At 63.5% G+C, this 19,865-nt stretch carries 17 protein-coding genes; 11 read left to right on the top strand and 6 right to left on the bottom strand.

What is annotated here, in order from left to right:
• Position 1: 1 nt before the first annotated feature.
• The 5 genes from L8F45_RS04575 to L8F45_RS04555 are packed head-to-tail and all read left to right on the top strand — an operon-like array spanning position 2 to position 7,749.
• A complete protein-coding gene (locus L8F45_RS04575) occupies positions 2–1,747 on the top strand; it encodes an adenylate/guanylate cyclase domain-containing protein (protein WP_342361706.1) in 1,746 nt (581 codons plus the stop codon).
• 4 nt (positions 1,748–1,751) lie between these two features.
• Positions 1,752–3,647: an ABC transporter ATP-binding protein gene (locus tag L8F45_RS04570; RefSeq protein ID WP_342361705.1), complete on the top strand. Its 1,896-nt coding sequence runs from the start codon at positions 1,752–1,754 to the stop codon at positions 3,645–3,647.
• On the top strand, positions 3,644–5,560 hold the full coding sequence (locus L8F45_RS04565; protein ID WP_342361704.1) for an ABC transporter substrate-binding protein: 1,917 nt from the start codon (positions 3,644–3,646) through the stop codon (positions 5,558–5,560). Before L8F45_RS04570 ends, L8F45_RS04565 begins: the two co-directional genes overlap by 4 nt.
• A 3-nt stretch (positions 5,561–5,563) precedes the next feature.
• On the top strand, positions 5,564–6,562 hold the full coding sequence (locus L8F45_RS04560; RefSeq protein ID WP_342361703.1) for an ABC transporter permease: 999 nt from the start codon (positions 5,564–5,566) through the stop codon (positions 6,560–6,562).
• Entirely contained in the window at positions 6,559–7,749 is a 1,191-nt protein-coding gene (locus tag L8F45_RS04555) for an ABC transporter permease (RefSeq protein ID WP_342361702.1), read from the top strand. Before L8F45_RS04560 ends, L8F45_RS04555 begins: the two co-directional genes overlap by 4 nt.
• Here the strand turns inward: L8F45_RS04555 and L8F45_RS04550 are convergent.
• The 6 genes from L8F45_RS04550 to L8F45_RS04525 form a co-directional block, all read right to left on the bottom strand.
• The gene (locus tag L8F45_RS04550; RefSeq protein WP_342361701.1) at positions 7,743–8,318 is read right to left on the bottom strand and encodes a hypothetical protein; all 576 of its coding nucleotides are present in this window, start codon (positions 8,316–8,318) and stop codon (positions 7,743–7,745) included. The two genes, L8F45_RS04555 and L8F45_RS04550, sit on opposite strands and share 7 nt — an antisense overlap.
• 34 nt (positions 8,319–8,352) lie before the next feature.
• On the bottom strand, positions 8,353–9,624 hold the full coding sequence (locus tag L8F45_RS04545) for a glycosyltransferase family 4 protein (protein ID WP_342361700.1): 1,272 nt from the start codon (positions 9,622–9,624) through the stop codon (positions 8,353–8,355).
• A gap of 4 nt (positions 9,625–9,628) precedes the next feature.
• The gene (locus tag L8F45_RS04540; protein WP_425330009.1) at positions 9,629–10,813 is read right to left on the bottom strand and encodes a glycosyltransferase family protein; all 1,185 of its coding nucleotides are present in this window, start codon (positions 10,811–10,813) and stop codon (positions 9,629–9,631) included.
• A 241-nt stretch (positions 10,814–11,054) separates the two neighbouring features.
• Positions 11,055–12,272: a M24 family metallopeptidase gene (locus L8F45_RS04535; protein WP_342361698.1), complete on the bottom strand. Its 1,218-nt coding sequence runs from the start codon at positions 12,270–12,272 to the stop codon at positions 11,055–11,057.
• Positions 12,269–12,823 carry a GAF domain-containing protein gene (locus L8F45_RS04530; RefSeq protein ID WP_342361697.1) on the bottom strand — a complete coding sequence of 185 codons (555 nt, stop codon included), beginning with the start codon at positions 12,821–12,823 and terminating at the stop codon, positions 12,269–12,271. The genes L8F45_RS04535 and L8F45_RS04530 overlap by 4 nt, the downstream gene beginning before the upstream one ends.
• 86 nt (positions 12,824–12,909) lie before the next feature.
• Positions 12,910–13,593 carry a YoaK family protein gene (locus L8F45_RS04525; protein ID WP_342361696.1) on the bottom strand — a complete coding sequence of 228 codons (684 nt, stop codon included), beginning with the start codon at positions 13,591–13,593 and terminating at the stop codon, positions 12,910–12,912.
• 32 nt (positions 13,594–13,625) lie between these two features.
• Between L8F45_RS04525 and otnK the strand changes: the two genes are divergently transcribed.
• From otnK to L8F45_RS04495, 6 genes are all read left to right on the top strand, one after another.
• Positions 13,626–14,882, top strand: a complete 1,257-nt coding sequence (otnK, locus tag L8F45_RS04520; RefSeq protein WP_342361695.1) for a 3-oxo-tetronate kinase — start codon at positions 13,626–13,628, stop codon at positions 14,880–14,882.
• Between the two features lie 144 nt (positions 14,883–15,026).
• Positions 15,027–16,214 (top strand): substrate-binding domain-containing protein, encoded by a 1,188-nt coding sequence (locus L8F45_RS04515; protein ID WP_342361694.1) that lies wholly within the window; start codon positions 15,027–15,029, stop codon positions 16,212–16,214.
• Between the two features lie 28 nt (positions 16,215–16,242).
• On the top strand, positions 16,243–17,010 hold the full coding sequence (locus L8F45_RS04510; RefSeq protein ID WP_342361693.1) for an ABC transporter ATP-binding protein: 768 nt from the start codon (positions 16,243–16,245) through the stop codon (positions 17,008–17,010).
• Entirely contained in the window at positions 17,003–17,728 is a 726-nt protein-coding gene (locus tag L8F45_RS04505) for an ABC transporter ATP-binding protein (protein ID WP_342361692.1), read from the top strand. The genes L8F45_RS04510 and L8F45_RS04505 overlap by 8 nt, the downstream gene beginning before the upstream one ends.
• The gene (locus L8F45_RS04500; protein WP_425329982.1) at positions 17,725–18,735 is read left to right on the top strand and encodes a branched-chain amino acid ABC transporter permease; all 1,011 of its coding nucleotides are present in this window, start codon (positions 17,725–17,727) and stop codon (positions 18,733–18,735) included. Before L8F45_RS04505 ends, L8F45_RS04500 begins: the two co-directional genes overlap by 4 nt.
• The gene (locus L8F45_RS04495; RefSeq protein ID WP_342361691.1) at positions 18,735–19,790 is read left to right on the top strand and encodes a branched-chain amino acid ABC transporter permease; all 1,056 of its coding nucleotides are present in this window, start codon (positions 18,735–18,737) and stop codon (positions 19,788–19,790) included. Before L8F45_RS04500 ends, L8F45_RS04495 begins: the two co-directional genes overlap by 1 nt.
• Positions 19,791–19,865: the final 75 nt, after the last annotated feature.

The following is a 19,865-nucleotide window of genomic DNA, read 5'->3' as shown; positions in this document are numbered from 1 at the left end:
CGTGACGGCGACGGATTCAGCGCGCGGCGATCAAGCCGCTGTGACCGAAGGCGGGTTGCTGCCCGGCGCCGGCATCCCATGGGAGAAGACCTTCCGGCTCTGGTCCGGCGTCGTCCTGTTCGTCTTCGTTGGCACCCACCTGATCAATCACGCGGTCGGGGTCTTCGGCGTCGAGGCGATGGAAGCGGCCCAGGAATGGCGCTGGCTGCTGTGGAAATCGCCGGCCGGAGGCTCGCTCCTCTATGGCGCTGTCTTCATCCATATCGCGCTGACCCTGAAGCGCATCGTCACGCGCCAGACCTGGCGCATGCCGATCGACGAATTTTTTCAGATCCTGCTTGGGCTGCTCATTCCGGTTTTTGCGATCAGCCACATCGTCTCGACGCGCATCGCTTACAATCTCATTGGCGCCGACGAGTCCTATCATGCGATGCTTTATCAGCTCTGGCCGGCGCAGGCGATCTGGCAAAGCGGCCTCGTCATCGTCGCCTGGGGTCATGGCGTTATCGGCATTCATCACGCCTTCCGCCATCGCCGCTGGTACACGCAATGGCGCCTGCCCGCGCTCGTCTTCGCTGTTCTGCTGCCAGTGCTGGCGCTTGCCGGATTCGTGGCGTCGGGTCGTGAAAACAGCTTGCGGCCAGCGCCATCCCTGCGCACCGCGGAGCAGCGCGCCAAACTCGAGCGCGCCAGCATGCTCCTTAATGGCGCCATGAGCGGCGTCGCGCTTCTCGCGATCGGCGTGATCGCCTTCGGCGCGGCGCGGCGGCGGGCGGCGCGGCAGATCGTCGTGAATTATCGTGGCCGGGGACCGGTGCGCGTTCCGCGCGGCACATCCATTCTTGAGGCGAGCCGCATCAACGGCATCCCACATCCCTCCGTCTGCGGCGGCCGCGGCCGCTGCTCGACCTGCCGCGTTCATGTCCTGTCGGCTTTGTCGAAGCTGCCCGAGCCCAACACCACCGAACGCGCCATGCTGACGCGCATCGGCGCGCAGCCGGGCGTGCGTCTCGCCTGTCAGCTTCGCCCCGTCGATAATATCAGCGTGCGCATTCTGCTACCCGTGCTTGGCGGCAAGAGAGCGGCGCTCGCCGACGTCAGCGGCGAGGAATGGGGTGTGCAGCGAGATGCGACGATCCTGTTCTTCGATCTGCGCGCTTTCAACGCTCTGACGCGCAGCCAGCTTCCCTATGAGGTCGCCGTTCTCGTCAATCGCCTGTTCTCGGAGATGAAGCAGGCGGTCGAACATTATGGCGGCCGCATCGATATGTTCCTCGGCGACGGCTTCATCGCTGTGTTCGATCGGGAAGGCGACAGCACCTTCGGCGCGCGATCAGCCCTTCTTGCCGCAGGAGATATTTCGCGCGTGCTCGAAACGCTCAACGTCGAGATGGGCAGCGGGCTGCCGATCCCGATCCGGGCCGGCGTCGGCATCCACACCGGACCGACGATCATCGCCCGTATCGGCGAAGATCCGCAGCACGCTGACATGATGGCGCTGGGGCCGACGGTGACGATCGCCGAAAGCATGCAGAACGCGACCAAGGAAGCGCTGGTCGACTTCATGGTGTCGGAGGCCGCGGCTCTTGCATCCGGCTTCAACTTCGCGCCCGTTGCGACGCGCGAGGTGGCGGTTGAACGATTGAATGCGGTGATGATGGCCTACGCCCTGATCGACAGCCACGCCTTGCTTAACGTCATCGGGCGAGCGTCCGCGGACGGAAAGCTCGCGGACGCGTCGGCGTGATGCAATGACTGTGAACGCCCGCGATCTCCTCCGGATTGAAGATCTGCGCATCAGCTTCACGCTGCATGGCCAGCAGCATGAGGTCGTCAAGGGCGTCTCGATGCGCGTTCCCTCGGGCAAGACAGTCGCGCTCGTCGGCGAATCCGGCTCCGGCAAGACCGTCATCTCGCAAGCCGCAATGGGGCTGCTGCCGCGCTCCGGAAAGATCACGGGCGGACGCATTCTGTTCAGCGACCCCAAGGAACAGGGCGACCCCGTCGACATCGCGCAATTGCCTCGCGACGGAGTCGACATGCGCGCGCTGCGCGGCGGCCGCATCGGCATGATCTTCCAGGAGCCCATGTCGTCGCTGTCGCCGATCCACACGATCGGCAACCAGATCGAAGAGGCGTTGCGGCTCCATCGCAATGTCGATCGCCGATCGGCGCGCGACATGGCCGTGAACATGCTGAAGCTCGTCGGCTTCCGCAATCCGGCGAGCGATATCGATCGCTATTCGTTCGAACTGTCTGGCGGCCTGCGGCAACGCGCGATGCTCGCCATGGCGCTGATCTGTCATCCCGCCTTGCTGATCGCCGACGAGCCGACGACGGCGCTGGACGTCACCATCCAGGCGCAGGTGCTCAAGCTGATGAAGACGCTCCAGCAGGAGCTCGGCATGGCGATCCTGCTCATCACCCATGACCTCGGCGTCGTCGCCAATATGGCTGATGAAGTGGCTGTGATCTATCAGGGCGAACTGATGGAGATGGGAACCGTCGACGATATCTTTCGGAGGCCGCAGCACCCCTATCTCAAGGCGCTTCTCAAGGCCTCGCCTCATTTCGATATGGCCGAAGGCGAGCGGCTGGTGTCGCTGCGCGACGTCAAGTTCGAGACCACACGACTCGCCCGCGCGACGCCGCGGGCCGCGCCTGCGAACGCTGCGCCGCTCCTCGAAGTCAAAAAGCTGCGCAAGGTCTACGGGACCAGGAAAAGCGGCTGGTTCGGCCGCCGCCGCTCGGCCAGCATTGTCGCAGTCGACGATGTCAGCTTCTCGATCGCGTCAGGCGAATGTCTGGGGCTGGTGGGCGAAAGCGGATCGGGCAAGACCACGATCGGCAACCTGCTCATGCGCGCTCGCGCGCCGGACGGCGGCTCAATCATCTACACGGACGAGAACGGCCCGGTCGATGTGCTCGCCTTGCAAGACAAGGAGCTCGCCGCGTTCCGACCGCGCATGCAAATGATCTTTCAGGATCCCGTCAGCTCACTTTCGCCGCGTATGACGGCGTTCGATATTATCCGCGAACCGCTCGTCATCCAGCGCGATTACAGTCTGGCGGAAGAGCGCGAACGCGTGACCGAGCTGATGACCCTCGTCGGTCTCGATCCGCGCTTTCTCAACCGCTATCCCCACAGCTTCTCCGGCGGCCAGCGCCAACGCATCGGCATCGCTCGCGCGCTGGCGCTCGATCCCCGGCTTATCATTTGCGACGAGCCCGTCTCCGCGCTCGACGTGTCCGTGCAGGCGCAGGTCCTCAATCTGCTGAAAGATCTGCAGGCCTCGCTCGGCCTCACTTATCTTTTCGTTTCTCACAATCTCGCCGTCGTTCATTATATGGCCGATCGCATCGCGGTCATGGCGCGCGGGCGCATCGTCGAGATCGCGCCGCGCGAGGCGCTGTTTCGAAGGCCTGTGCATCCCTATACGAAAGCGCTTCTGAAAGCGGTGCCCTATCCCGATCTCGATCGGCTTCTCGATTTCGACATAGCGGCCGTCGGCGGAGCGTCGGACCCGAATTCCTGGGACGCCTGCTTCCGGGCCGATGGAGCAAACAACCTCGCGCAGATCAATCTCGGCGGCGGGCATTTCGTGCTCGCTTCATCCTCCATCGATGCGCGGGAGCTGGCCGCATGACGTCCCTGCTGCGCAGCCTCCTCTTTCTTTGCCTCTCTTGCCTGCTGGCGGCGCAAGCGTCGGCGGCCGAACTCGAGCGCGAATCCGCGATACTCACGGCGCTCGTGAAGATAGGCAAGCTGCCGCCGCTCGAAGAACGCGTTCCGAAAAAGCCGCGCGTCATCGATCTCCCCGCGATGGGCCGCACGCCAGGAAAATACGGCGGAACGATGCGGATGCTGATGGGCGACCAGCGCGACATCCGCATGATGACCATCTATGGCTATGCGCGCCTCGTGGTGTTCGATGACAAGGGCGAGTTGAAGCCCGATATTCTCGAAAGCTTCGATGTGCGGGATGGCCGCATCTTCACGCTGAAGATCAGGCCCGGACATAAATGGTCGGACGGTCATCCCTTCACCGCGGAGGACTTCCGCTATTTCTGGGAGGATGTCGCCAACAATACGCGCCTCAATCCCGCCGGGCCTCCCCTCTCGATGATGGCTGCGGAAAAGCCGCCGAAATTTGAAATCATCGATGAGCTCACGGTGCGCTACATATGGGACGCGCCCAATCCGGCCTTTCTGCCGTCCCTCGCCGGCGCGCAGTCGACCGACATCGCCATGCCGGCGCATTATCTCAAACAGTTCCACGAAAAATACGCCGATCCCAAACAGCTCGCGGCGCTGGTGAAAGCGGCGCGCTTCAAGGATTGGGGCGCATTGCACGAGCGCAAGTCGCGCCACTATCGCCCCGAAAACCCCGATCTCCCGGTGCTCGATCCCTGGCGCAACACGACGGCGCCGCCGGCGGAGCTCTATGTGTTCGAGCGCAACCCTTACTACCATCGCGTCGACAATGAAGGCCGCCAGCTCCCCTATGTCGATCGCGTCACGCTCTCGATGGGTTCGACGTCGCTGGTGCCGGCGAAAGTCGGCGCCGGCGAATCCGATCTGCAGGCGCGCTATATCCGCTTCGACAATTACACCTTCCTCAAGGAGTCGCAGAAGCGCGAGGGCTACACCGTGCGTCTATGGACGCGTGGCGAAGGCGCCTGGGTCGCGCTGCTGCCAAACCTCAACACCAGGGATCCGGTCTGGCGCGATCTCTTGCGTGATGCGCGCTTTCGCCGCGCGCTGTCGGTCGGGATCAACAGGCGCGACATCAATCAGGCGATTTTCTATGGCCTCGGCCAGCCGAGCGCCAACACGGTTATTCCTGGCAGCCCGTTCTACAAGCCGGAGCTTCAGAACGCCTGGGCGCAATGTGATCCGGTTCTCGCCAACAAGCTGCTCGACGAGATCGGGCTGACGAAACGCGATTCAGAAGGTTATCGGCTGCTGCCGGACGGACGACGCGCCGAGTTGACCATCGACGCTTCAGGCGAATTCACCGAAGAGACGGATGTGCTGGAGCTTATCTCCTATCAGTGGGCGAAAATCGGCATTCGCATGTTCGCGCGCTCTTCGCAGCGCGATGTGTTCCGTCGTCGCGCGCTCGCGGGGCAGACCGTGATGTCGATCTGGGTGGGCATGGATAACGGCACACCGGGTCCCGACAATGAGCCCAACGACCTCGCGCCATCGCATTACCAGCAATATCAATGGCCGCTCTGGGGTCAGTATGTGCAGACCGCCGGCCAGCAAGGCGAGAAGCCCGAGACGAAGGAGGTGCTCGAACTCGTCGATCTTCTCGGGCGTTGGCGGTCCTCGGCGACCGTCGAGGAGCGCGCGGACATCTGGCGCAAAATGCTCGACATCCAGGCCGATCAGGCGTTCACGATCGGCATCGTCAACCGCACCTCGCAGCCCGTCGTCGTCTCCGGCCGCCTGCGCAACGTGCCGGACAAGGCGATCTACAGCTTCGAGCCCGGGGCCTTTTTTGGCTCGCAGCTTCCTGAAACCTTCTGGTTCGACGACGTGCGGAGCAACTGACCGATGCTGCGCTATATCATGCGCCGGATCCTGATCATGATCCCGACGCTCGTGATCGCGAGCATGCTGATCTTCACCGTGATGCAACTGCCGCCTAGCGATTATTTCGAGACTTATGTCGCGGAATTGCAGGCGCAGGGCGAGCGCGCGGACACGAGCAAGATAGATTTCCTTCGCAAGGAATATGGTTTCGACAAGCCTGTCGTCGAACGCTACTTCCTCTGGGTCGCGGGCTTCGTGAAGGGCGACTTCGGCTACTCCTTCGAATACGAGCTGCCGGTGCGCGATATCGTCGGCGAGCGCCTGTCGCTCACGATGCTGGTGTCGTTCTGCACCATCATCATGACCTGGCTGATCGCTTTTCCCATCGGCATCTATTCCGCCACGCATCAATATAGCTGGGGCGACTATGGCCTGACCTTTCTCGGACTGATCGGCATCGCGATCCCGCACTTCCTTCTTGCGTTGGTGTTCATGTATTTCGCCAATGTCTGGTTTGGAATCTCGATCGGCGGGTTGATGGACCCGATCTATTTCAACCAGCCGATGAGCTGGGCGAAATTGAACTCGATCCTCGCCCATCTCTGGATACCCGTGATCATCATCGGCGCTGGCGGCACCGGCAAGATGATCCGCCGCATCCGCGCCAACCTGCTCGACGAATTGCAGAAGCAATATGTCGTCACCGCGAAAGCGAAAGGCCTCTCGCCCGGCCGGACGCTGGTCAAATATCCGCTGCGGATGTCGCTCAACTTCTTCATCTCCGACATCGGCGACATTCTCCCGGCGATCGTCTCGGGCGCCGAGCTGACCGCCGTCGTCCTGTCGCTGCAGACGACGGGGCCGCTGCTGCTGCGCGCGCTGCAGAGCCAGGACATGTATCTCGCGGGCTCCTTCCTCCTGTTTCTCGCCTGCCTTACAGTGATCGGGGTGCTGATCTCCGACATCGCGCTCGGTTTTCTCGATCCGCGCATCCGGCTCAGCGGCGGGAGCACCAAGTGAGCCTCGCGCTGCTTCCCGAAAAATTGCCGGCGCCGGGCGCGCCGCTGCCCCATCTCGTTTCGACGGCGCCGTTCGACCCAAGCTCCGCCGAAACGCTGACCGAGGCGCAGAAGAAAATCTATCTCGCTTCGCAATGGCGGCTGATGTGGTGGAAATTTCGTAAGCACCGGCTTGCGGTTGTTTCCGGCGCCGTTCTCGCCGTGCTCTATTTCGCAATCCTGTTCTGCGAGTTTCTGGCGCCTTATCATCACCAGACGCTCAACACGGATTTCATCCGTTCGCCGCCGCAAAGCGTCCATCTCTTCCATGACGGAAAATTCGTCGGCCCCTTCGTCTATGGGCAGAATTATCATCTCAACATGGAGAACTTAAAACGCGACTATACCGAAGACACATTGCGCATCTTTCCGGTGCGCTTCTTCTGTCGCGGCGACTCCTATGATTTCTGGGGCTTCATTCCCGGCGACATGCATTTGATGTGTCCGTCGCCCGGCGGCAATCTGTTCCTGCTCGGCACTGACCGCCTCGGCCGGGACATGCTGTCGCGCATCATCTATGGCGCGCGTATTTCGCTGACGATCGGGCTGATTGGCATCACGATCAGCTTCGTGCTTGGCATCATCATCGGCGGTCTCGCCGGATATTACGGCGGAACCTTCGATCTTGTCGTTCAGCGCATCATTGAGGTCATCCAGACGCTGCCGCATATCCCGCTCTGGCTCGCGCTGTCCGCCATCATGCCGCCAAGCTGGAGCCCGGTGCTGATCTATTTCGGCATTACCGTCATCCTGGGATTGATGGACTGGACCGGATTGGCGCGCGCGGTGCGATCGAAGCTGTTGTCGTTGCGGGAAGACGACTACGTCGTCGCCGCGCAGCTCATGGGCGCCTCGACGCCGCGCATCGTTTTCCGGCATCTGGTGCCGGGCTTCATGAGCCATCTTATCGCCTCGGCGACGATCACGATCCCCTCGATGATCCTCGGCGAAACCGCGCTCAGTTTTCTCGGGCTCGGTCTGCGGCCGCCAATCACCAGCTGGGGCGTGATGCTGAACGAGGCGCAGAACATCAACGTCGTCGCGCTCTATCCCTGGCTCATGCTGCCTGTCGTCCCCGTGATCGTCGTCATCCTCGCCTTCAACTTCCTCGGCGATGGCTTGCGCGACGCGGCCGATCCCTATCACTGACCCGGCACAAGCGCACGACTGGCGCGCAGCACATGCAGGCGACGTCGGCCGTGGCCCGCGACGTCGAGCACGCCATCGACAATGTCGAGATCGATCGTCAGCGCCGCGACAAGACCGGCCTCTGCGAGAAGGACCGGCGCCTGTTCGACCGCGCGCGGCAACGTCAGCGAATAGTCGATCACAGCAACCTCTGCGCGCCGGAGCAAACCAATCAGGCTGTCGTCGAGCGCCGCGCGCTCCCCGAACGGTTTGAGCGAAAGGCCGAGCAGCACGACGCCTAGCGACCGCAATTGATTGGGCAAATCCGCCGCCTGGAATTTCTCCGCGACATGCCGAACGCGACAGGATCGGCCATTCAGCTCATCACTGGCGAATGGCGTGATCTTCGGATCAAACACCGTCACGCTGTCAGGCGCATGGGTGATGAAATCCGTGATCGGCAGCCCGGCACCGCCGATCTCCACGATCTCGCGACATGATCTGAGATAATGCGCGGCGATCGCCTGCCGCACAATTGCGCCTTCACCTGCAAGATGCGGCAGAAGACCTGCGGCGCCAGATACGCTCATAACGAAACTTCTTCAAAGCCGGGTGTGCTGCGCGTCACGCCGCGCGCTCGTCCGCCGGCTCTACTGAACGAGCTTCGTCAGGCGCCGATCCAGCGAAGAGCGCCATGAGCTGCGCCGCGCCAACGCGATGATCGAACTGGCGATGGGTTTTTCGCAGCGCCGCCTTGCCCAACTTCTGGCGCAGCGCAGGGTCGGCGATCAATCGCTGCAGCTCGTTTAACAGCGCATCGACATCATCGGGCGGAACGAGCACGCCGTCGACGCCGTCCTCGATCAGTTCGGGCACGCCGGAGACCGGCGTCGAGATCGCGCACAGCCCCTGGCTCGCCGCCTCGATCAGCACGTTCGGCAGCCCGTCGCGATCGCCGTCATCCGCGATCCGGCAAGGCAACACAAAAATGTCGGAGCTGCGGTAGCGCGCGAGCACCTCCTGCTGATCGCGCGCGCCAAGAAATTCGCAGCGATCGGCGATCCCGAGTTGCGCGGCTTGCTGCTTGAGCGCGCCAGTCAAAGCCCCGCCGCCAATATGGGTCCAGCGCCAGTGCGCGGCCGCAGGCAATCGCGCCAGCGCGTTCAGCAGGACATCGAGGCCTTTCTTCTCGACCGCGCGCGCAACGGTCAGCAGTCGCACCGGCTTGTCAGGCGACGACCCGTCGCGTCCGAGCAAAGGGCTAGCGCCAGCCGGAAATCGCTCGAGGTCGAGCCCATGATAAACGAGATGAACGCTTCCAGAGCTCGACAGCGACGCCAGCCTATCCCGTCCGGCGCGCGTGCAGGTGACGGTCCAATCGGCTTCCCGCAGCTTGTCCGAGAGGTCCCAATCCGACGTCGTCCAGATATCCTTCGCGTGAGCGGAGCAAGACCAGGAGACGCCGATGATCAAACTGGCGTAGCGGGCGACGCTGGCAGGCGTGTGAATGAAATGAGCGTGGATCCGTTCGACTCCGGTCGGCTTCTCCGCCGCAAGCACCAGCGCCTGCCCGAAGCGGCGCACGCGATTGCGCGTGAAATCGCGGCTGAGATCGCGAAGGAAACGCGCAAACGCCACAGCGAAACCGGGCCGCAAGGCGACTTTCGCCAGCCCACGCAGCACGCGCCAGGGATCGTCATGCAGATATTCCGGGAGGTAGGAGACCGGCGCCTTGATCTCGCGATGCACGGGATGAACGCGATCGTCGGTCGGCCGGCGCATCGCGACGATGTCGATGTCGAGGCCCGCCTGCTCCAGCGATCTGATTTCCTGCGCAATGAAGGTTTCGGAAAGGCGAGGATAGCCTTTCAACAGAAACAGAATTTTTCCCGCCATCGCGTCACTCGGCGGCAGGCGGCAGGAAGACCTCGCGCCGGTTGGAATTGACGAAGTAGCCCTTCACGAGGTCGCGGATGCGCTCAAGGCCGCGCAGCATATCATCGGCGCCGGCGTCGAACGGAAGCGGCCGCGCAATGAGCGCCCGCAGACGCGCCGCCATGATTTCAGGCTTCATCGCGTCCTCGGGCATGATCATGTCGACAAGCCCGAACTCGGCCGCCCGCGTCGCGCGGATCAACTGCTCCTCGCGCGGCGCGACGCGCGGCACGAGCAGCGCCCGCTTGTTGAGCGAAAGGATTTCGCAGAACGTATTGTAGCCCGCCATGCTAACCACGGCCTTCGCGCCTTCGAGCAGCGCCTCGAGCCGGTTGTGGAAGTCGACCACATGCACCCGCGGCAGAATAGCGGCGGCGCGATGGATCTCCTCGCGCTCCTCCTTGCGCATGAAGGGGCCAAGCACGAACAGGAAGGTCTGATCGAGCTGCGGGTCGAGCGCATGCGCCGCCAAAATCGAGCGCATCAGCGGCGCGCCATCGCCGCCACCGCCGGCGGTGACGAGGATGTAGTCCTTCGGCAGCTCCTCGATGCCGAGCGGCTTGGTCGACATCCGCTCGCGCCTGAGGAAGCCGGTATAGGAAAAGCGCCGTTCGAAATCCGGCGGCAGGCTCATCCCGCCAAGCGGATTCCAGAAACCTTCCGGACCATAGATCCAGATATCGTCGAACAGCGCGTCCATATGGCGCAGCACGTTGCGCGCGTTCCATTCCGCGATGAGGGACTCAGCATCGTCCATGACATCGCGCAGCCCAACCACCAGGCGGCAGCCCTTGGCTTTCAGCATGTTGAGGGTCGGAAGCAACTCACCGCGCAGGCCGAGCGGCTCCTTGTCCACGATCACAAGATCGGGTTCGAAGGAGGCCGCGGTGCTGCGGATGATCTCCTTGCGCCACTCCAGCGTCTCATGGATGTCGATATGCTGGCTAATCGAGGTGTACTCGCCATCATACAGCTTGATGACGCTCGGGATTTTCACGAAATCGACGCGCGCCTTGAAATCGAAGGCGCCTGCGATCTGCGATCCTGATATAATCAGGACGTGAACGCCCTTGAAATTGTCGACAAGCGCGTGCGCGATCGTCCGGCAGCGGCGTAGATGCCCGAGCCCGAACGTATCGTGGCTGTACATGAGGATGCGCACCTGCGACAGGCGCTGCTGCTTCACACGCGCGCCAATCACAGAGCCGGGGGCCGTCACGGCCGCAATGTCCGTATCGCGATCCATGGCTCCCCTGGGTGGATCGTCATTCCACACTTATGGCCCGCAAACTAGCGCGCCGCGCCTGCCTAAGCTAGGGGCGTTCCACGTCGCCGCAAGAGCTGGATCGGAAGCAGTCGCCTGCCCCAAGGCCAGCCTCGTCGGCTTGCGCTCAGCTTTCCTGTCGGAAGGGGTCGTCAATAGAGGGCGAAGGCGGCGTAAACCAGCGCGCGCCCTCCTCCGTCATGTAAATGTGATCTTCGAGCCGGACGCCGAATTCGCCATAGATGCAGATGGTCGGCTCGTTCGAGAAGCACATGCCGGGCGCGAGCGGCGTGCGGTCTCCCCGAACAATGTAGGGCTCCTCATGCACGTCGAGGCCCACGCCATGACCGGTCCTGTGCGGCAGGCCAGGCAACGCATAGTCAGGGCCGAAGCCGGCCGCGGCGATCACCTTGCGCGCCGCGGCGTCGAGCGACTCGCAAGTCGCGCCGAGGCGCGCCGCCGCGAACACCGCATCGGTCGCGCGCTTCTCCACATCCCACACCTCGCGCTGGCGCGCCGAGGGCTCGCCAAAGACATAGGTGCGCGTGAGGTCCGATTGGTAGCCATGGAGCGTGCAGCCGATATCGACGAGCACCATATCGCCCTGCTTCAAGGTCTGCGGATAGGGCACGCCGTGAGGATAGGCGGTCGGCTCGCCGAACAACACGATGCTGACATTCGCGCCGGCGTCGGCGCCAAGCTTCACATGGGCGCGATTGATGAAGTCGGCGACTTCGGTGGTCGTGATCCCCTCATGCAGAATGCGCGCGGTCGCGCGCTGGACTTCGAGCGTGAGAGCCATGGCGCGCTTGATGAGCTCGATCTCGGCCGGCGACTTGATCATGCGGCAGGCGCTCGTGACCATCGCGCCATTGACGAAGTCGTAGGAATTGCCGGCGCGGCGCAGCCCGTCGAAAGTGAAGAAGGGCGTCGCGGGATCAACCGCGATCGTGCCGCGATCATAGCCCATGCCGCGCACCACATCGATCACGAGCGCGGTCGGGCTCTCATGCTCTTCCCAGCAGCGCACCTCGCCGGGGATTGCGATCATCGTGCGCAGCTTGGCTTCCTCGAAGGCCGGGCTGACATAGATGAGATCGCCCTCCGCCGGGATGACGACGCTATGCAGGCGTTCCGTCAGCTTGAAGCGCAGGCCGGTGAAATAGAATGTGCTGGTCGATGAATCGAGATGAAGCGCCTGGACGCCATTGGCGCGCATGACGGATTGCGCCTTCGCGACGCGCGCGCGCAATTCGTCGGCGCCGATAGGTTGCGCGCCGCCGCGCAACGAACTCATGCGTTCGAGCTCAGCCGCGATGGTCGATCCGCCAACGCCTTTTGTCATGTGCGCGATCCCGATTGCGAGAGGTCAGGTTGAGGTCCGGCCTTCGGCCAGTCCTTGATGATCTTCATGAGCGCCGGCGCTGCGAGGGCCGCGAAGACCTTGAGCGTGGCGATGTTCACATCGTCGTACCAATGCGCCTCATGCAGCAGATTGAGCATGCCGATCGTCTGCCCATCCCAGCGCACCGGGACGTTGATCGAACTTTCGCAACCGAGCGAGCGGATCAGCTCGTGATCGAAGAAGGCGGCGCTCAGCTCGGCATAATCGTGATTGATATGGCATTCGCCAGCCATGATGACCTTGCGCGCGGACTGGCTGTCGCGATTGATCGGCTTCGCGCCGCCCACGGGATAGGCGCCGGGATTGCTGCTGTAATAGCGCTGGTTCTCGCTCCGCTCCCAGTTCACGACGAGCACCGTGAAGAGCTTGTGGCCGATCGTCTGTTTCAGCGCGGCGTCGAGCGCTGCGAATGTCGCGGCAGGCTGATTGTCGCCGGTCATCGCCTGCGCGACGGCTTCGAGATGCGGGCGAGGATCGATCTGAAGCGCCATTTCTTCGCTGCCCGATGTGAAACGAGAAGCGGCGCGAAACGCCCGCGCCGCACCCCTGTCTAGCCGGTCGGGGCCTCGGCGCGCAATCAGCCGGCGCGGCGCAGCCTGAACATGACAAATGGCAACACAACAGCAGGAATCAGCAGCGGGACCGTGACAAATCGATCCGCGATTGCGCCCAGGCATGCGCCGGCCGCGTAGCTCAGCCAGACCAGAGCATAGATCGTCGCCCCGTCGCCCGGTTTGGTTGGATTGGCCGGCGGCCAGATCAGCGACACCAGCTCCTCGCCAAGCTTCTGCAGATTGCCGGTGATGAAAACTGTATTGAGCGCGACGCCATCGAAGCGGTTCGCCGCCGCGTTCTGCACGCCCATGGCGAGCGCGAGCAGAAGCGCGCCGAGCTCCTTGCCGGTGAACGAGCAGACCACGAGGAGAACCGCGGTCAGCGTCAGCAGCATCGGAGCCGTCCCGCCGTGCCTCAAGGCGCCGCGCGACATGATCACCCCGACGAGAAACGACACAATGATTCCGGTATGGAAAAGAGCTCGACTGAATTGGCCCGTCGCGATCTCGACGCCGAGAAAGATGGTGTTGCCGGTCATCAGGCCGGCGAAGGCGTTAAAGTGGAGATATCCGATCGTGTCGGCGTAGCCGGCGATCATCGCCAGGATGCAGGCATAGATCATGGCGGCGACTCGCCCATGCGCCATCTTGCGCAGCGAGCGGCCAACTGCAAGGCGGCCCGACTCGACGCCATGGCCGGCGGGCATGCTAGAAAGCTCGCCAGTTGGAGGAAGCGAAGATGCAGCTCGGCGTGATCGCTGACGACATGACTGGCGCGACTGATGTGGCCCTGATGCTTCAGAAGGCAGGCATGCGCGTCGTCCAGCTCATCGGCGTCCCATCGCCGTCGCAAACGACGCTTCCTGCCGACGCGATCGTGGTCGCGCTCAAGTCCCGAACCGACCCCGCGGCCGAAGCCGTGGCGCAGTCGCTCGAGGCGCTCGCGGCATTGCGCGCGGCAGGAGCGCGCCAAATCCTGTTCAAATACTGCTCGACTTTCGATTCGACCGCGCAGGGCAATATCGGGCCCGTCGCTGACGCGCTGGCGGACGCGCTGGCCGCTCCGATCGCTCTCGTCTGCCCGGCCTTTCCCGCCAACGGGCGGACCATTTTCCAAGGCCATCTCTTCGTCGGCTCCGAGCCGCTCGACGAAAGCCCGATGAAGGATCACCCACTGACGCCGATGCGGGACTCGAGTCTCATCAGGCTGCTTGCCGCGCAGACGCCGCGCAAGGTCGGGCTCGTCCCGTTCGCGACTATGAACAAGGGCTCCGGCGCCGTGAAGGCCGCGCTCGACCGCCTCGCCGCCGACGGCGTCCGCTACGCCGTCGCCGACGCAATCACCGATGATCATTTGTTGACGCTAGGCGCAGCAGTCGCCGGTTATCCGCTTGTGACTGGCGGCTCCGGTATCGCACTCGGTTTACCCGGCAACTTCGGGAGGAGCAGCGTCGAAAGAGCGCCTTTCAGCGCGCCGGCGGGCCGCATGGCGATCGTGTCCGGAAGCTGCTCGGCCGCCACGCGAGGTCAGGTCGCGGCCGCAAAGGAAGCGGGCCTGCCGCATCACGCCGTCGATCCGCGCGCCATCGCCGCGGGAACATTGACCGCCGCCCAGCTCGCCGAATGGGCGCTGGCGCAGCCCACGGACAAGCCGGCGCTGATTTACGCCACCGCCGAGCCCGCTGAAGTCGCCGCCGTGCAGGCGGAGTTCGGGCGCGAGAAAGCCGGCGCGATCGTCGAGGACGCGCTTGCGGAGACCGCGGCGCTGCTCGTCGAAGGCGGCGTGAAACGCCTGATCGCCGCCGGCGGCGAAACCTCGGGCGCAGTCATTCAGCGCCTGAACGCGCGCGCGCTGGCGATCGGCCCGGAGATCGCTCCGGGCGCGCCATGGACCCGCGTCATCGACGGGCCTGATATCGCCGTCGCGCTCAAATCGGGCAATTTCGGCGCTCGCGATTTCTTCGTCTCGTCATGGTCGCTGCTCGACGGGAGTTAAGCGGCGCGGCCTCGCGCGATCCTTGCGCGCAAGACGCGCCGGACGGCCTCACGTCCTTGACATGCTGCGCCGCATCAATCTCAATGTCGCAAAGCAACGAACGCTGCGCGCATGCGCAAGACGTATCATCAAGGGGGAATGCTCATGAAAAAGGCGCTGGCCGCAGCATTGATCGCGGCGGGACTATTCTCGTCCGCCCCAGCCTTCGCGCAGGACATCAAGATCGCGCTGGTCGCTTGCAGAACCGGCGCACTGGAGGCCTACGCCAAGCAAACCGAAGCCGGTCTTATGCTGGGCTTCGAGTATCTGACCAAGGGGTCTATGGCGATCAACGGCCGCAAGATCGTAGTGCTGTCCAAGGACGATCAATGCAAACCTGATCTCGCGAAATCGATGCTTGAGCAGGCCTACGCCGACGACAAGGTCGCGCTTGCGATCGGCACGACGTCATCAGGCGCAGCGCTCGCCATGCTGCCCGTCGCGGAAGAGAACAAGCGCATCCTGCTGGTCGAGCCCGCCGTCGCCGACTCCATCACCGGCGACAAATGGAATCGCTACATCTTCCGCACCGCGCGCAATTCAACGCAGGACGCGCTCGCCGCGGCGGTCGCGCTCGGAAAGGGCGACGTGTCGATCGCGACGCTCGCGCAGGACTACGCCTTCGGCCGCGACGGCGTCGCGGCGCTGAAAGACGCGCTGGCCGCGGTAAAGAGCCCGGCGAAAGTCGTGTTTGAAGAATATGCGCCGCAGAATGCGACCGACTTCACCGCTTCCGCGCAACGCATGTTCGATGCGCTGAAGGACAAGCCGGGACGCAAGATCATCTATATGATCTGGGCCGGTCCGCATCCCCTGAGCAAGATCGCCGATTTGAAGCCCGAGCGCTTCGGCATCGAAATGGCGCCTGGCGGCAACATCCTTCCCGCCATGAAGCCCTATCGCAATTATCCCGGCATGGAAGGCGCGGTTTATTACTACTACGGCTTCCCCAAGAATCCGATGAATGACTGGCTCGTCGCCGAGCACACCAAGAAATTCAATGCGCCGCCGGATTTCTTCACGGCGGGCGGCATGGCGGCGGCGGCGGCGGTCGTGGCGGCAATCGAGAAGGCCGGCGGAACCGACACTGAGAAGCTGGTCGCGGCGATGGAGGGACTCGAGTTCGACACGCCCAAGGGCAGGATGACCTTCCGCAAGGAGGATCATCAGGCGCAGCAGCCGATGTATCACTTCAAGGTCAAGGCGAACGGCAAGGACGAGAACGATCTTCTCGATCTCGTTCGTGAAATCCCCGCATCGGAAATCCCGGTCCCGATCCGCAACAAGCGCTGAACTCTCGCGACGTCTTGAGACATCGCGCATGGCGCTGCTGGAAACGCGCGACCTGACGATCCGGTTTGGCGGCCATGTGGCCGTCAATTCCGTAAGCTGCGCCTTCGAGCCCGACACCCTGACCGCGATCGTCGGCCCGAACGGCGCCGGCAAGACCACCTATTTCAACCTGATCTCGGGCCAATTGCGCGCGACATCAGGACAGGTGCTGTGGGATGGGGCCGACATCACGACCCTGCCGCCCTCGGCGCGGGCGCGTCGCGGCATCGGCCGCGCCTTCCAGCTCACCAACCTGTTTCCGGGTTTGAGCGTGCGCGAGAATATCCGCATCGCCGTGCAGAGTCGCGAAGGCGTCGGGCTTGATCTCGTGCATCTCTGGAGCCGACGCTCTGATCTGATCGACGAGGCTGATGATCTGCTGCGCCGCCTGAATCTCACGGCGCAAGCCGACGCGACCGCGGGCTCGCTTCCCCACGGCGATCAGCGCAAGCTCGAGGTCGGCGTGATGCTGGCGTTGAAGCCCCGCATCTTCATGTTCGACGAGCCGACCGCCGGTATGAGCGTCGATGAGGCGCCCGTGATCATCGATCTCATGCATGCGATCAAAGAGGCTGGCGACAGCACGATCCTCCTCGTCGAGCACAAGATGGATGTGGTGCGTTCGCTCGCCGACCGCATCATCGTGCTTCACAACGGCGCGCTCGTCGCGGACGGAGAGCCCGCGGAAGTCATCGCTTCGCCGATCGTGCAGGAAGCCTATCTCGGCGTCGCGCCGGCGGAGGCCGCGCATGGCTGACGCGCTGCTGACGCTGAAAGGCGTCAACACCCATATTGGCCCTTATCATATCCTGCATGGCGTCGATCTTACCGTGCCGCGCGGCGGGCTGACCGCGCTGCTCGGCCGCAACGGCGCCGGCAAGACGACGACGCTGCGCACCATCATGGGCCTGTGGCGCGCCTCTTCAGGCTCGATCACCTTCGACGGCGCGGAGATCGCGCCGCGCGCAACGCCCGATATCGCCCAAGCCGGCATCGCTTACGTGCCGGAGAATATGGGCGTCTTCGCTGACCTCACCGTGCGCGAGAACCTCATTCTCGCGGCGCGCTCCGGCGACATGGACGAAGCGCGTCTGCGCTGGATTCTCGATCTCTTTCCGGCGCTGCGGAAATTCTGGTCGTCCGCCGCCGGCGTTCTCTCCGGCGGCCAGAAGCAGATGCTCTCGATCGCGCGCGCCATCATCGAACCGCGCAAACTCATCCTGATCGACGAGCCGACCAAGGGGCTGGCGCCATCGATCATCGTCAACATGATCGCCGCCTTTCAGGAGCTCAAGCGCGCCGAAACCACCGTGCTGCTGGTCGAGCAGAATTTCATGTTCGCGCGCTCGCTCGCCGACGCGGTCGCCGTCATCGACAATGGCCGCGTCGTCCATAGCGGCGAAATGGCCGCGCTCGCCGAAGACAAGCCGCTGCAGCAGAAGCTGCTCGGGTTAAGTCTGGATTCACATCAATGAGCTTGGCGGACTCATCAGTAAAACCGGTCACGATGCCGCTCGACTGGGCGCCGCTCGCGCTCGTCCCCGCGCTCATGCTGCTTGCGCTGCCGCTCATCGGCTCGACCTCGACATGGGCGACGCTCACTCTCGCAGGCCTCGCCATGGGCATGATGATCTTCATCATGGCGTCCGGCCTGACCCTCGTCTTTGGCCTGATGGACGTGATCAATTTCGGCCATGGCGCCTTCATCTCGCTCGGCGCCTACGCCGCGACCTTGCTTGCGCTGCCGCTTGCAGGCTGGCTCGGCAGCGACGCGATCACGCTCAATGTCGCGGCTCTGCTGGCGATGATCGCGCTCGCCATGATCATCACCGGCGCCGTCGGCTACGCCTTCGAGCGCGTGATCATCAGGCCGGTCTATGGCCGCCATCTGCACCAAATTCTCGTGACGGTCGGCGGCCTCATCGTGGCGCAGCAGATCATCATCGTTCTCTGGGGGCCGGTGCAGCTGCAGTCGCCCCTGCCCTCGGGCCTGCGCGGCATCATCACCTTCGGCGACATCGCAATCGAACGCTATCGCGTGTTCGCTGTGGCCGTTGGGCTTGTCGTTTTCGCCGGCATGCACCTTGTTCTCAACCGCACCAAGGTCGGACTGCTCATCCGCGCCGGCGTCGAGAACAGCGAGATGGTGCAGTCGCTCGGCTATCACATCAACCGGCTTTTCATCGGCGTCTTCGTCGCGGGTTCGGCGCTGGCCGGTCTCGGCGGCGTGATGTGGGGATTCTATCGCGAGACGCTGACGCCGGGCATGGGGCTTGAGCTCATGGTGCTCGTTTTCATCGTCGTCATCATCGGCGGCCTCGGCTCGGTCGGCGGCTGCTTCATCGGCGCGCTGCTGGTGGCGCTGACGCAGAACTATACCGGCTTCCTCGCGCCCAAGCTCGCGCTCGGTTCGAACATCCTTCTGATGGCGGCGATTTTGCTCTGGCGCTCGCGCGGCCTTTATCCCGTGGCGAAGCGCTGATGCTGCGCGGGCTTCTCTCGCACGACACGCCACGCAGCCCGGTTCTGTCGGCGCTGCTGGCTGCGATCTTCGTTGGCCTCGCGCTCGCGCCGTTCCTGTTTCCGGGCTCGCAGTCGCTCAATGTCGCAGCCAAGATCTGCTACTTCATCGTGCTCGTCGCGAGCTACAACCTCCTGCTCGGCTATACCGGCATCGTCTCCTTCGCCCATACGATGTTCTACGGCATCGGCGGCTATGGCGCCGGTCTCGCCCTCTACAATTGGGGACCGACATGGATGTCGATCTTCGGCGGGACCTTGATCGCGCTCATTCTTTCGATCGCGCTGGCGCTCGTCGTCGGACTGTTTTCGCTCCGCGTGCGCGCGATCTTCTTCGCGATGATCACGCTCGCGGTCGCCAGCGTCTTTGCGATCCTCGCCTCGCAACTGGGATGGCTCACAGGCGGCGAAGACGGGCGCACCTATCAGATTCCGCCGCTGCTGCGGCCGGGCTTCCGGTTGATCGAGGACGACATCTTCGGCGTCTCCATCAATGGCAGGCTGATCGCCTATTATCTCCTGTTCCTCACGGCGACTCTGCTGTTCCTGGCCATGCTGCGCATCGTCAATTCGCCGTTCGGTCGCGTGCTGCAGGCGATCCGCGAGAACGATTTCCGCGCCGAAGCGCTCGGCTATCGCACCGTGCTTTATCGTTCGATCGTCAACTGCGTTTCCGCTGGCATGGCGACTTTGGCTGGCGCGATGTGCGCGATCTGGCTGCGCTACACGGGACCGGCGACCACGCTGAGCTTCGACATCATGCTCGACATTCTGCTCATGGTGGTGATCGGCGGCATGGGCACGCTCTACGGCGCGGTCATCGGCGCAACGCTCTTTCTGGTCGCGGAGAGCTATTTGCAGACCCTGCTCGGATGGGTCGGCAAGGTCTTCGAGGGGTGGCCCATGCTGCCCCAGCTTTTTCATGCCGATCGCTGGCTGCTCTGGCTCGGCGTGCTGTTTATCCTCAGCGTCTATTTCTTCCCGACCGGGATCGTCGGGCGGCTGCGCCAAAAATAGAAGCATTCCAAACAAGATCGGAATCTCACGGCGACGTGACGTCAGGTCGCGCGCGCCGCGGTCGGCGATACTTGA

The sequence above is a fragment of the Terrirubrum flagellatum genome (genome assembly GCF_022059845.1).
GTDB lineage: Bacteria > Pseudomonadota > Alphaproteobacteria > Rhizobiales > Beijerinckiaceae > Terrirubrum > Terrirubrum flagellatum.
This window is presented reverse-complemented; position numbering and strand designations above follow the sequence as displayed.

Excerpts from the sequence above, each read along its gene's own strand:
- L8F45_RS04570 (WP_342361705.1), top strand. The coding sequence starts at position 1,752 with ATGACTGTGAACGCCCGCGATCTCCTCCGGATTGAAGATCTGCGCATC.
- L8F45_RS04565 (WP_342361704.1), top strand. The coding sequence starts at position 3,644 with ATGACGTCCCTGCTGCGCAGCCTCCTCTTTCTTTGCCTCTCTTGCCTG.
- L8F45_RS04560 (WP_342361703.1), top strand. The coding sequence starts at position 5,564 with ATGCTGCGCTATATCATGCGCCGGATCCTGATCATGATCCCGACGCTC.
- L8F45_RS04550 (WP_342361701.1), bottom strand. The coding sequence starts at position 8,318 with ATGAGCGTATCTGGCGCCGCAGGTCTTCTGCCGCATCTTGCAGGTGAA.
- L8F45_RS04545 (WP_342361700.1), bottom strand. The coding sequence starts at position 9,624 with ATGGCGGGAAAAATTCTGTTTCTGTTGAAAGGCTATCCTCGCCTTTCC.
- L8F45_RS04540 (WP_425330009.1), bottom strand. The coding sequence starts at position 10,813 with ATGTACAGCCACGATACGTTCGGGCTCGGGCATCTACGCCGCTGCCGG.
- L8F45_RS04535 (WP_342361698.1), bottom strand. The coding sequence starts at position 12,272 with ATGACAAAAGGCGTTGGCGGATCGACCATCGCGGCTGAGCTCGAACGC.
- L8F45_RS04530 (WP_342361697.1), bottom strand. The coding sequence starts at position 12,823 with ATGGCGCTTCAGATCGATCCTCGCCCGCATCTCGAAGCCGTCGCGCAG.
- L8F45_RS04525 (WP_342361696.1), bottom strand. The coding sequence starts at position 13,593 with ATGCCCGCCGGCCATGGCGTCGAGTCGGGCCGCCTTGCAGTTGGCCGC.
- otnK (WP_342361695.1), top strand. The coding sequence starts at position 13,626 with ATGCAGCTCGGCGTGATCGCTGACGACATGACTGGCGCGACTGATGTG.
- L8F45_RS04515 (WP_342361694.1), top strand. The coding sequence starts at position 15,027 with ATGAAAAAGGCGCTGGCCGCAGCATTGATCGCGGCGGGACTATTCTCG.
- L8F45_RS04510 (WP_342361693.1), top strand. The coding sequence starts at position 16,243 with ATGGCGCTGCTGGAAACGCGCGACCTGACGATCCGGTTTGGCGGCCAT.
- L8F45_RS04505 (WP_342361692.1), top strand. The coding sequence starts at position 17,003 with ATGGCTGACGCGCTGCTGACGCTGAAAGGCGTCAACACCCATATTGGC.
- L8F45_RS04500 (WP_425329982.1), top strand. The coding sequence starts at position 17,725 with ATGAGCTTGGCGGACTCATCAGTAAAACCGGTCACGATGCCGCTCGAC.
- L8F45_RS04495 (WP_342361691.1), top strand. The coding sequence starts at position 18,735 with ATGCTGCGCGGGCTTCTCTCGCACGACACGCCACGCAGCCCGGTTCTG.